This is a genomic window from Dyadobacter chenhuakuii, assembly GCF_023821985.2.
Lineage (GTDB): Bacteria > Bacteroidota > Bacteroidia > Cytophagales > Spirosomataceae > Dyadobacter > Dyadobacter chenhuakuii.
Window position 1 is genome coordinate 4,522,501 of the sequence record NZ_CP098805.1, and the last position, 12,285, is coordinate 4,534,785.

General features: G+C 45.6%; 7 protein-coding genes, 1 tRNA gene and 2 rRNA genes (1 of these 10 only partly in view). 3 read left to right on the forward strand and 7 right to left on the reverse strand.

What is annotated here, in order from left to right:
* Both NFI80_RS18795 and rrf read left to right on the forward strand, forming a co-directional pair.
* Positions 1 to 375: ribosomal RNA gene (locus tag NFI80_RS18795) — 23S ribosomal RNA — on the forward strand (it extends 2,447 nt beyond the left edge of the window).
* A 177-nt stretch (positions 376 to 552) separates the two neighbouring features.
* Positions 553 to 664 (forward strand): 5S ribosomal RNA (gene rrf / locus NFI80_RS18800).
* 210 nt (positions 665 to 874) lie between these two features.
* Here the strand turns inward: rrf and NFI80_RS18805 are convergent.
* The 3 genes from NFI80_RS18805 to hpt form a co-directional block, all read right to left on the reverse strand.
* A tRNA-Leu gene (locus tag NFI80_RS18805) sits at positions 875 to 958 on the reverse strand.
* Between the two features lie 73 nt (positions 959 to 1,031).
* Positions 1,032 to 2,432 carry an MBL fold metallo-hydrolase RNA specificity domain-containing protein gene (locus tag NFI80_RS18810; protein ID WP_235165761.1) on the reverse strand — a complete coding sequence of 467 codons (1,401 nt, stop codon included), beginning with the start codon at positions 2,430 to 2,432 and terminating at the stop codon, positions 1,032 to 1,034.
* Between the two features lie 14 nt (positions 2,433 to 2,446).
* Positions 2,447 to 2,974 (reverse strand): hypoxanthine phosphoribosyltransferase, encoded by a 528-nt coding sequence (gene hpt, locus NFI80_RS18815; protein ID WP_235165763.1) that lies wholly within the window; start codon positions 2,972 to 2,974, stop codon positions 2,447 to 2,449.
* 174 nt (positions 2,975 to 3,148) lie between these two features.
* On the opposite strand from hpt, the gene NFI80_RS18820 reads away from it, so the two are divergent.
* Complete coding sequence (locus tag NFI80_RS18820) at positions 3,149 to 4,375, forward strand: tetratricopeptide repeat protein (protein ID WP_235165765.1); 1,227 nt, start codon at positions 3,149 to 3,151, stop codon at positions 4,373 to 4,375.
* 67 nt (positions 4,376 to 4,442) lie between these two features.
* Here NFI80_RS18820 and NFI80_RS18825 read toward each other — a convergent pair whose 3' ends face one another.
* The 4 genes from NFI80_RS18825 to prmA all read right to left on the reverse strand — a co-directional run bounded on the left by NFI80_RS18825 (position 4,443) and on the right by prmA (position 12,251).
* Positions 4,443 to 5,813, reverse strand: coding sequence for a dipeptidase (locus tag NFI80_RS18825; RefSeq protein WP_235165767.1), 1,371 nt, complete (start codon positions 5,811 to 5,813; stop codon positions 4,443 to 4,445).
* 104 nt (positions 5,814 to 5,917) lie between these two features.
* Positions 5,918 to 6,574 carry a glycerol-3-phosphate 1-O-acyltransferase PlsY gene (gene plsY / locus NFI80_RS18830; RefSeq protein WP_026631898.1) on the reverse strand — a complete coding sequence of 219 codons (657 nt, stop codon included), beginning with the start codon at positions 6,572 to 6,574 and terminating at the stop codon, positions 5,918 to 5,920.
* 153 nt (positions 6,575 to 6,727) lie between these two features.
* On the reverse strand, positions 6,728 to 11,410 hold the full coding sequence (locus tag NFI80_RS18835) for a hypothetical protein (RefSeq protein WP_235165769.1): 4,683 nt from the start codon (positions 11,408 to 11,410) through the stop codon (positions 6,728 to 6,730).
* A gap of 10 nt (positions 11,411 to 11,420) precedes the next feature.
* Positions 11,421 to 12,251 carry a 50S ribosomal protein L11 methyltransferase gene (prmA, locus tag NFI80_RS18840; protein WP_235165771.1) on the reverse strand — a complete coding sequence of 277 codons (831 nt, stop codon included), beginning with the start codon at positions 12,249 to 12,251 and terminating at the stop codon, positions 11,421 to 11,423.
* Positions 12,252 to 12,285: the final 34 nt, after the last annotated feature.

Consider the following 12,285-nt stretch of genomic DNA (forward strand, 5'->3'; position numbering starts at 1 on the left):
GTCACATCCTGGGGCTGGAGAAGGTCCCAAGGGTTCGGCTGTTCGCCGATTAAAGTGGCACGCGAGCTGGGTTCAGAACGTCGTGAGACAGTTCGGTCCCTATCTGTGGTGGGCGTAGGAAGATTGACGGGGGCTGCCTTTAGTACGAGAGGACCGAGGTGGACCCACCGCTGGTGAACCGGTTGTCACGCCAGTGGCATGGCCGGGTAGCTATGTGGGGAATAGATAAGCGCTGAAAGCATCTAAGTGCGAAACTAGCCCGAAGATGAATCTTCCACATAAGGGTCGTTGTAGACTACGACGTTGATAGGCTGCAGGTGTACGTGTAGAAATACATTCAGCTGAGCAGTACTAATTACCCAAGAGCTTGCACATTAACATCTTAACACTTTTTGATCTCTTCTACTTCCAATATGACATTGATTACTCAAAGATATTGTTGAGTGATAAAAGCCAACAAAGACCTTGTTGGTGGCTATTGGCCTGGACGGTGCGACGATTCGCTTCACCTCTTGCCATAACCGATATCACTGAAAGACCAACAAAGACCTTGTTGGTGGCTATTGGCCTGGTGTTCACCTCTTCCCATCCCGAACAGAGAAGTTAAGCCCAGAACCGCCGATGATACTTGGATCAAACCTGGTAAAGTAGGTAGCCGCCACAATACCACTCAAAGACCATCTCATAAGGATGGTCTTTTTTTGTGATTGAGGGAATCCCGAAATGTGACTAAGACCATCTCAAAAGGATCGTCTTTTTTTGCTTTGAGGTCTAAGAAGTTGACTAGGACATGGCCAAACGAGCCCTACTCTTTTTGTCAGACACAAAAAAACCTCAACTCGCTATCACCTAGCTTATTGAGGTCCTAATGTTGTGCCGAAGATGGGACTCGAACCCACACAGGGCAACCCCCACACGCCTCTGAAACGTGCGTGTCTACCAATTTCACCACTTCGGCATAAAAAACTGGTTGGCAAAAATAGTAATGTTTTCTTTTTAACCAGCTGGAAGCAGCTAAAAAATAGAAACTTTTATAGTTTGATATTCTCGAACTGAGCTGGAATCAAAATATCTTTAAATCCTGCCGCTTGCAGCTTCAACTTGAAAGCAATTTGGGTTTCATATTCCCCGTGAACCAGAAACACTTTCTTAACCCGCTCGGGTGTTTGGCAAGAAAGGAAGTCAAGCATTTCATTGTAATCGCCATGCCCTGAAAAGGACTCCATGGATTTTACCTGGCATTTAACCTCAAATTGCTCACCAAATATATTCACCTGCTTGTCGCCTCTTTTCAGCGCTCCTGCGAGTGTATTGCCAGATGCGTAGCCAACCAATAGAATGGTTGACCGGGTATCCCCGATGTTGTTTTTGATATGATGCTTAATCCGCCCTGCTTCGGCCATTCCTGATGCTGAAATGATGATGCACGGTTCGTCCCTGTCGTTTAGCGCAATGGACTCATTGACGTCAGAAATGTATTTCAGATAAGGGAAAGCAAATGCATCGCCGTCTTTTTCAATGTAAGCCAGAATTTCCGGATTGAAGCATTCGTCGTGCTCCTTCATAATCTTAGTGGCACGGATTGCCAGGGGACTGTCGATGTAGACCGGGATCTGCGGTAATTTTCCTGAGCTCGATAGTTGGTCTAATGCATATATTAGCTCCTGGGTGCGGTCTATGGCGAATGCGGGAATGATCAGTTTGCCTTTCCTTACGACGCAAGTCTCATGAACGATCTCTAAAAGATGGCCCTGCATGTCTGTCTGCTTCTCGTGTAGGCGGTCGCCGTAGGTTGATTCGCATATAATAAAATCTGCTTGCGGGAAAACGTCGGGTTTACGGAGAATTCTGTCTTCTGGACGTCCAATATCACCGGTGAAGGTTACCTGCTTATGTGTACCTGCGTCGGGAATGGTCATATGAACCGCGGCGCTGCCCAGCAAATGTGCGGCATCCGTTAATACAACTGCAACTTCTTTATCTTCTCCCAGATAGAATGTCTGGCCATATTGCACACTTTTAAACAAGCTTAGTGCATGAACGGCATCTTCGGTGTTATAAAGCTCATCCAGCAACGGGCGGCCTTGTTTTTCCCTTCGCCGATTAATCCGCTCCAAATCTTTTTCCTGAATATGCGCGCTATCCAACAGCATAACCCTGCAAAGGTCTACCGTGGCAGCTGTACAATAAATAGGGCCGGAAAAACCTTGCTTAACCAGCCGTGGAATCAATCCGGAGTGATCAATGTGAGCGTGAGATAAAATCAGGTAATCCACCTCGGATGACTTGAAGCCGAATTTCTCATTCAGCTCGTCGGTCTGGATGCCCTGAAACAGCCCGCAATCCAGTAATATTTTAGTCCCTTTTTCAGTAGTGATCAGGTGTTTGCTACCAGTTACGGTTCTTGCGGCTCCGAAAAATTGTATGTTCATAATGTAATCTTAAATCAGGCTAAAACGTAAATAGCATCCAGATTGCGGCCCATGCCGTCATAATCGAGCCCATAACCCACCACAAATTTATTATCAATGTTAAAACCCGTATAACGGATGTCGACAGGTGTTTTCAGTGCTTCGGGTTTATGCAGTAATGTAGCAATGGCGACGGACGCAGGCGAAAGTTCATTGATCTGCCGCAGCAATTGCGCCATTGTCAATCCCGTGTCTACAATGTCCTCAATAATGATAATGTCCCGGCCCTCAATACTGTCATTTAGACCTATAATTTCCCGCACAGAGCCGCTGGATTGCGTTTGTGAGTAAGAGGCCAGCCTAATAAATGTAATTTCACAGGATAGGGGAATTCTTTTAACCAATTCACTTGCAAAAAGGAAAGCGCCATTCAGTACAACAATAAAAAGCGGGCAGCGGCCTTTGTAATCCGTAGAGATCTCTTTTGCAAGCGCAGTAATGCGTGTTTCGATAGCTTCCGTGGTAATAAGAGGGACGAATTTTTTATCAAGAATATTGATCATATTAAGAGGTGTCGATTTTACCAAAAACCCTTACAGGTGATGGATAACTTAAAAATGGTTTGTCAGAAACTGCGGAACGGTCTGAGGATCAATATTAACTCTTTTTTCAAAAACCCGGCCTGTGGCAAACGTAAAATAAAATTCCCGCGTTAATTAGGGAGATTTACCCCTGATATGAAAAGCCTAGTCAAACATATAGCCACATACTGTTTCTTAACTGCATTTTCCATTCAATTTGCCTCTGCTCAATTGTATTCTTCGGCCGAACTGGACAAGAATTACGATATGATCCTGAAAAATCCCAGCGTTCAGATTGAGTCCACAGAGGCGATTAATATGCTTTATAATTACAAATTTGCGGAAGCGGACACTGAATTCCGCTGGCTGAAATATCGCTATCCAAAGCATCCTATGCCGCACTTTCTGATGGGACTTGCCGAATGGTGGAAAATCGTGCCGAATACGGAAAATGAATCGCATGACAAGGCTTTTCTGGCACAAATGGATTCCACCATTAACCTGGCGGAAGTCCTTTATGATAAAGAGAAAAATAAAGTAGAGCCTGCATTCTTCCTGGCTGCGGCTTATGCATTCAAAGGACGGTTGTATGCCGAAAGAGAAAGCTGGACAAAAGCGGCTTTTGCTGGCAAGAAGTCTTTGAAATACTTTGAACAATGCAAAGGAAATGGCGATCTGACGCCGGAATTGCTCTTTGGCGACGGTCTTTACAATTATTATGCGGAATGGGTCCCGAAAGAATATCCGATTTTAAAGCCCATCATGTCGCTATTTCCAAAGGGCAACAAGAAGCTCGGTGAACAGCAATTGGAAAAAGTAGGAAACAATGCATTTTACACGCGTGTGGAAGCCCGTTACTTTCTCTTGCAGATTTACAGCATGGAGAATGAGTACAGCAAAGCATATGAAATGGCGAAATACATGTGGCAGACCTATCCCAACAATCCGTATTTCGAGCGTTATTTTTGCCGGACCGCATTTGTAACAGGCAAAATGGCCGAAGCCGAAAAGGCTGCGCAGAACATTATTGATAAAATAAGCAGCGGAATGCCGGGATATGAAGGCGTGAGTGGCCGCAATGCTGCTTATGTGCTTGCTTATTATAACATGACGTATCACAAAAATTATGACGCGGCGTCCAAATATTATCAGAAAGCCATTGACTATTCCACTCAAACCAACTCAATGAATGCCGGTTACTACGTTTCATCGCTGATTGGACTGGGTAAAATAGCAGAGATTAAAAAAGATTACGACGAAGCGCTGCGCTACTACAAGCTGGCGGCTGACAAAGCTGATAAGAAAACCAGTCAGGATAAAGAAGCCAAGGCGGCCATTGCTAATCTTAAAAAGATGAAGCGCGACCAGCGAAGGAAGCGCTAAGAACTTATTACTATGTCATTACAGAAACTACGATAAACCTGGCAAGTTCTAAGCTTGCCAGGTTTTTTTATGCCTTTACAGCTTTCAACTCCGCATAATGTTTAAAAAACAGCGGAATCGTTTCGATGCCTTTGTAATAATTGAATAGCCCATAACTCTCGTTAGGAGAATGCAAAGCATCAATATCTAGTCCAAAGCCCATGAGAATGCTTTTACAGCCCAGCTCCTGCTCAAATAATGCAACAATAGGAATGCTTCCACCGCCGCGGGTTGGAATTGGTTTCTTGCCAAAAGATTCTTCCATTGCCATTTCAGCAGCCTTATATTCCACAGAATCGGTTGGCGTGACATAAGGCAGGCCGCCGTGATGTGGAGAGACCTTTACTTTTACAGATGCTGGCGCGATTGATTCGAAATGTCTGGTAAATAGTGCAAGGATTTCATCGTCCGTTTGGTTAGGAACCAGGCGCATGGAGATTTTTGCATTTGCCTTCGATGGAAGCACGGTTTTCGCACCTTCGCCGATATAGCCGCCCCAGATTCCGTTCACATCCAATGTTGGCCGCACGGAAGTTCTTTCAATGGTCGAGTAACCAGCCTCGCCCATAATGTCGTCGATATGGAGATCCTTTTTGTATTCTTCCAGATCAAATGGCGCTGCGTTTAATGCTGCCCGTTCTTCGGTGGTGAGCTCTTCCACATTGTCGTAAAAGCCCGGAATGGTAATGTGGCCGTTTTCATCTTTAAGCGACGCAATCATTTCGCAAAGCACATTGATGGGGTTAGCAACGCCGCCGCCGTAAACGCCCGAATGTAAGTCACGGTTGGCCCCTACGACTTCCACTTCTACGTAAGTCAGTCCGCGCAGGCCGGTTTCAATGGAAGGCACATCATTGGCGATAATGCTTGTGTCGGAAATCAGGATGGTGTCGCATTTCAGCATTTCCTTATGTGCGCTGACAAATGATCCAAGATTCGAAGAGCCAATTTCTTCTTCACCTTCGATCATAATTTTTACATTACAAGTCAGGTTATCGGTTGCCAGCATGGTTTCCAATGCCTTAATGTGCATATAAAACTGGCCCTTATCATCGCAGGAACCTCTTGCATAAATGCGCTCATTTTTAATCACCGGCTCAAATGGCGGGGAATTCCAAAGCTCATATGGATCAGCTGGCTGGACGTCATAATGTCCGTAAATCAGCACCGTAGGAAGCGCTGGATCAATGATCTTTTCGCCGTAAACAACCGGATGGCCAGCCGTCTCGTAAATTTCAACACGATCCGCGCCAGCCTCTGCAATCCGATCACGCACGAATTCGGCTGCTTTAAGCATGTCTGGCTTAAATTTGGAATCGGCGCTTACAGATGGGATCCTCAGCAGATCCAGAAGCTCATTTAAAAATCGGTCGCGGTTTTTATCAATATAATCAAGCATCAGGTCAGAAGTTAGTGGTTTAATGTGCCGCTGAACGGCCGGGCAAGATAAAAAAATAGCCCCTAAGGTCGATCCTTAGAGGCTGTTTTTTGAAATTATATCTGTTAGCGACCGTTGTTCGCTTTTGATTTTGCAAAAAGACTTACCCTGTTTTCATTGCCATTCATAAGCCTTACAATGTTCTTTTTGTGTGTAAAAACAACCAGCACAAACATTGTAAATCCAAAAACGATCAGCAACGGCTCTGGATGGCCAAAAACGCCCAGCCAGGAAAGCACCGGAAACGCAAGCGTCGCCAGAATAGAGCTTAACGAAACATATTGAGAAGCCAGTAATGTCAGAATGAAAATCGCGATGCAAACAGAAGCAAGTTCCGGCTGAATAGCGAGCACCATACCAAGCAATGTAGCAATTCCCTTACCGCCTTTAAATTTTACAAAAACCGGGAAAATATGACCGATGATAGCGATGATCCCAAAAATGATCTTGTACATCAAAAGCTCGGTTTCGCCGATCGCATTCATATAAAACAGCATCGAAGCGAGGCATGTTGCTGTCCAACCTTTCAATACATCAATCAGCATTACAACCGTCCCTGCGCGTTTTCCCAAAATCCGGAAAGTGTTTGTCGCGCCGGCATTTCCGCTGCCATGTTTTCTTACATCAATTCCAAAATATCCTATTCCGTACCAAACTGAACTCGGGATTGATCCCAACAAATAGGCAGCGATAATCGTAGTTATTAATAAGGCAATACTCATATTGTACTATTCGCAGAAAATTTTAAACGTTGAAATGTTTTGTCCAAAAATACGATAGCGAGGGGATTTTACAAGCAAAAAGGATACAAAACTAACATTATACAAGCATTTTTTCAATTTGTAGCATTAACTATTGCCACTTCTACAAAGACATCAAAATCCTTCGGTAGGTTCCACCTTCTTCTTTTTAACCTCTGCCGGAACCACTTTCTTCTTCGCTGTTTTAGCCGCTAACTTGGCTTTCTTGATCGCTGGCTGGTAAAAATCATCGAAGCGGTTTACAAATGTATCCTTCTCCTCAGACCCGATCGACACCAGCGACATATCCTTCGATTTCACATTTTTTGACTTCGCTGTAATCTGATCATTGAAGTCAACCTGTGACGAAACCACCCCTAACTCGCCAAGTTTATAGTCAAAATAATACCACACATCCGGAGACGCCTGCAAATACAAACTAAATTCATCCCCATCCACAGACCGCCTGATTTCCAGGACCCCTTCCATTTGCGCATTAATGTTGTTTCTACCCAAATTCGCCACGCCAATCGGCCCCTGCGAATAATATGCCCCATGTGAAGCGGACCAGTTCAAGTTCACATTGGACAAAAGCATAGGCACGTCCAGCGCCGGGGAGGCCTCAAAAAGCGGCTTGTAACCTGCCGCAGTGAGTTTGGCATAAGCATCTGTTGCTTTCGGGCCTATTAATGCGGAAAGCTTATTATTCAGTTGCTCCGCATCATCATCAGCGGCCGTGCTGTTTTGCTCTTCCAGGTTAACTTCGACGATTTTGGCAGCTAAGGGTTGCGAGATCGGTTCCAGTGCCGGGAGTTTCATTAACAGCATTGTATTGAACGAGAACCGGGCGCTATCTACCTGTGCTTCACCCGTTCCTACGGCTTGCAGCCAGGTCGCGCCGGTCAGTTTCAAAGGGCCGGAGAATGTTGCCAGGCCGGTTTTATCATCAAAACGCAATGCATTGGCTTCATCAATAAGCCCATCGGCGCCCGGAGGCGGCATTACTTTGAATGCTTTTTCATCCTCATCATAATTCAAGGCACCCTGAGCAGAGTAAATGTCCTCATCGCCATCCGAATCCTTGGGCGAAAGGAACGACATATACATGCCTTTTGCTTCATTATAATGCAAGCCTACCGAAAGTGGAATGTCATGCTCGTTTTTCAGGTCTTTGTCAATTTTGATACCCACAGTCTCGCCGGGCGCATCTTTGTAGACAATCCACGAGCTCTGAAAATCCTTTCTGAATTTAATAACAGGCTTTACAAACCCGTCCAGTTGCAACGACGGCTCGTACGCGATCAAGTTAATGCCTCCCTTATATTGAATGCGGGGCGATAAAAGCAGGTTTTCCGTTTCCTTAATGTCTGCACGCGCAGTTGTGTAGTATTTGACAGCAGCGGGAGCCTGGTTATCAGCACGTTTTTTCTTTCCTTCTTCCGCCGCGCCGATTTCCCTCAACTCAAAATTCTGCATCTTGATATTGAATGTGTCTTTCCGGGCCGTAATGTATTGATATGTGGCAGATCCTTCGAAATGGTTGCGGGAATCGATGCGGATGTCCGCGTCGCGCATTCTGTGCGAGGTGTTTAATGTATCAATTTCAATGCGTGCTTTCTTCAAAGGAGCAATTTTCCCTTTGCTATCCACGCTTACCAACCCACCGTCCGGGATGATCTTCACATCCGCAGTTTGAATAAAAGGAACGCCCTTAATGTTCAAAGTTACTTTTTCAACGTCATAAATGGCCTCAGAACCATTGAATGTCAGCCCTTCCTGATCCGGGTCCATCGATGTGTACGAAGAGGTTTCGCCAAATCCTTTCATCAGGATTGTTTTCTTAGCCATATCCCACTTCGCGCTGCCGATCAGTGTTTTGTATGAAGCCGTTGGAATTTCCATCCCTGAGGAATCAGTGCCGAAGCCCGTTTCGTCGGTCAGGAAGTTGGCGATGCCGGTTTTGAAATTGAAATCAATATTCACATTCTTCCCCGTAAGCAGCTTCTTTGTTGATTTTTGATCAACACTATTAATTGCAAATTCAGAGCGATTAGCCAGATAGCCGTCTTTATTAAATTTAATGTCGGGCGAAGACAGCTCAGAATCGGCCCTTTTCAGCTTTCCGTTTCCATACAAACCCGTCGAGCGCAACAGCAGCCCGCCTTCCAGGCTCGTAGTTCCATTATAAAATGAGAAGGATTTACCCTGGGTGTTGATAAACATGCTGTCTGCATTGGGATACCATTTCAATGCATAATCCTTCAACTGAACGGCAGGGAAATAGCCTTTGCCAATGGTCGCTTCCTTAATGCTGGCTACTTCACCGGAGGCCATTAATGAATCGGCGGTTAGCAGAACATTTTTGGCTGTCATCGAGGCCGACATGTATTTCAAAATTGCTTTGGAATGCAGACCCTTGTTGTCCATTGTCAGCGTGTCCGTAAACCTGGCCAGCGCTTTTCCGTCATATAATTTCATGTCCGTCACCGGCGGCTTATATTCGAAGCCAAGCGAGTTGTCGGGCATGCTTTTCAGGACCGTTTGAATGTTTGGGATAATGCCGTTTGCATTGAATGTTCCCTCAAAAATCACGTCACGCTCATCCAGACCACCCATATCGATCTTTGGGATCTTGAAATTGACTTCTCTCGGGTAAACGACAGTTCCCCGCTCAGGCTGATCGAAATAAACCATCATTCCATCCTCAACCACCAGTCGAGGCGACTTTTTGACGCCTTTTTGCAGTCCTGATTTGTTTTTTGGATCACTCAAATAGAATGTTCCACCCTTTTCATATTTCACGTGACCGCCTACTTCGCCTTTCTGGCCCTTCGCAAATTTGTCACGCGGCGTGAATGTAATGGAGTCCGAAGGCGCCACATTTACAAAAAACTGGTTGTAGTCGAACTTAATGTTCTGCCCTCTGAACTGGTAATTGGAGGCAACCATTTGACCATTTAATGTGAAATTCCTGTTTTTGCCAATGATCAGTTTTTTGTCCTGCGGAACCGCATAAATTTTTAAAGAATCACTCACAACAAAACGCGAAACGCCCATAACGGTTAACATGGTGTCGGGCAGGTAAATCGTAGCGTTCGCCGTTTCGTCATTGGCCGTAAATTGAGAAGTGACCTGGAAGTTGTCATAATCAGCCTTATCCAGGTTCGCCAGCACAAACAGAATTCCTTTTTTGCTTAATGCAAATTCGTCCGTTGCCTTATTGTAAACGAAATATTCTTCAAGTGTCAGCCGCTGCAATGTGTTGCGCATGATTTCCGGCTTCTGCTTGAATTTCCTGGCCAGATCGTCGGATAGGAAAGCTTGTTTTTTCTCAGTCTGTGTATAATTCGCCGCCATAATCAGCGGCTGGAAGCCATATTCCTTGCTAATGTCCTTGAAACGCTCCTTTTTGAAATAATCCAGCGATTCCAGCTTCACAGGCGCAACTTGCTTGCCGTTAATGCGAAAGAATTCTACCTTATCATTCGGAAACCGCCACCGCATCGCCTGCGACCAGATATTCATTTTGTGATAAGTGTCTTTATATGGAAGCGGCGCATAATCTGTCCGTTCCACGCGGCCCAGTTTTACCAACCCTTCGTCATCATTGTATTTGAATGTCACGCCCGGATGAAAGAGGGAATCGCTGCCAAGCGGCATGGAATAAGTTGCAAAGGAGGCTGCTATGACCGAATCTTTGAGCATGAACTTCTTGCTTTGTGCTGTGAAAGCGAGCTTATCTTTGTATTTTACCTTAATCGTCGAGGGAAGATCGCTGAGGGAAGAGCTGTACATTTCCGTCCCGATCAGCGCGAAACCGCCTTTGTAGTCAATGTTTTTACGCGTTTCCTTCAAGCGGGCGTCGATGCCGTTGGATACAAAACGCGGATAGGCAGCAGGCTGGCCTTTTATTTTCTTAACACCACGATATTCTAATGTTCCTTTGATAGGCGCAGCCAGTTGTGAATCACTGTGCAATGTTACATTTTCCGCGACCAGTTTGGGTTGCGTAATGTTGAAGGAATAACTGTCCAGATCGGCGTAAATCGATGAATCACCGCCTGCCTGCCAGTTGAACTTGCCATTTTTACCTACAAAAATCCCATCTTTCAAAGAAACGCTGCCGTTTGCCGGACCGAAAACAACCGAATCGCCAGCAGTAACCATGGCGAACGTTGCATTCTGCAAATCGAGCAGTGCTCCCGAAATAACGGGCAGGGGATTGGATTTGGGTGTGATTACAAAGTTGGAGTCAACAGGCGTGTCCCAGCTGTCATTGGCAGCAGCCACATTGGCCTCGACGTTGGCTGCAACCGCATTCGTGGTGTCGAAACGATATTTATAACTTCCTTCTAAAAGGTAAAGCGAATTGTAATTAGCCGCGTAAAGCTTCTTGGTTTCATTTACCGTCCTGACCGTTTCCAGCACTTTCTGCAATGTTTTACCATCATATTGCTGCCCCGAGCTGGTTGCCAGATCCAGAAACCCTTCCAGGTTTTCGGGCGATTGTCTGGCAAATGCATGCGTATTCCGGATCAGCAGGAACATAACCGGCCCGGCTTTTTGCCCTTTGGAAATCTGTGTTTTGACAATGTTGATAAACTTCGTCTGCTGGGAAGTATTCAGCGCCGACATCCACACGCTGTCTAGCTGCGCGGCGGAGCGGATGTATTGCGGGTTGCGGCTGCCGTCCATGAGCTTGCGCAATTGCACCATAAACTGTCCCGGATCATCCGAAAGTTTCAGGTTTTGCGCAGACGCAGTTTGACCCGCTAATGCCAGAATGCAGAAAAGTAAAGCAGTACGAAGTATCCTCATTGGTTTTGTTTCAACTTTTAAATACAACACAGGCCCATTGATTGCGCGTGTTGGAATTGATTTTTGTCAAACCGTTTTCCAATGCACATTGCTCAATATCAGCCTGATCCGTTTCATAAAATCCGCTGGTAACCAGCCAGCCGCCGGGCTGTAAATGTTTTACGTAAGCAGGGATTTCGCTTAATAGAATGTTCCGGTTAATGTTGGCCAATATCCCGCCAAACATTTGTCCTTCCGGCACTTCTGTGATTGTTCCCTGGAAAACCCCGGCCTCGGCAGCCAGATTATTCATTAAAAAATTCTCTTTTGTATTCTCAACAGCCCATTCGTCGATATCAAACCCCAACAACTGCGCTGCGCCTAATTTTGCAGCCAGAATGGACAGGATCCCTGTTCCGCAACCCACATCCATGACCGATATTCCCTGGTGCGGCAAACTCAGCTGCTCGTTCATGACGAGCCACGTGGTTTCGTGATGTCCGGTGCCAAAAGACATTTTCGGTTGGATCAGCAAATCATATTTAAATGCAGGGTCCGGCTCGTGAAAGGTGGCCCTCACCCGGATCTGGTCACCAACTTCTATTGGCTCGTAGCTTTTTTCCCACTCCTCATTCCAATTTCTTCTTTCTAACGATTTCCACGTGGCCGCTATTGTCGTTAATTCCAGGTATTTGGCAGTAAGATCCTGCAAGTTTTGCGCATCAAAATCATTTTCCTGAATATAAGCCAAAAGCCCCTCCTCCGTCTCCACAAAAGACTCAAATCCCACCTCCCCCAACTCCGCCATCAATATTTCAACAAAATCCGCGTCAATTTTAAGGTCAACTTCGATGTAGTTCATTCTATTCCGATTGTATATTGTTTATGGGTAAACT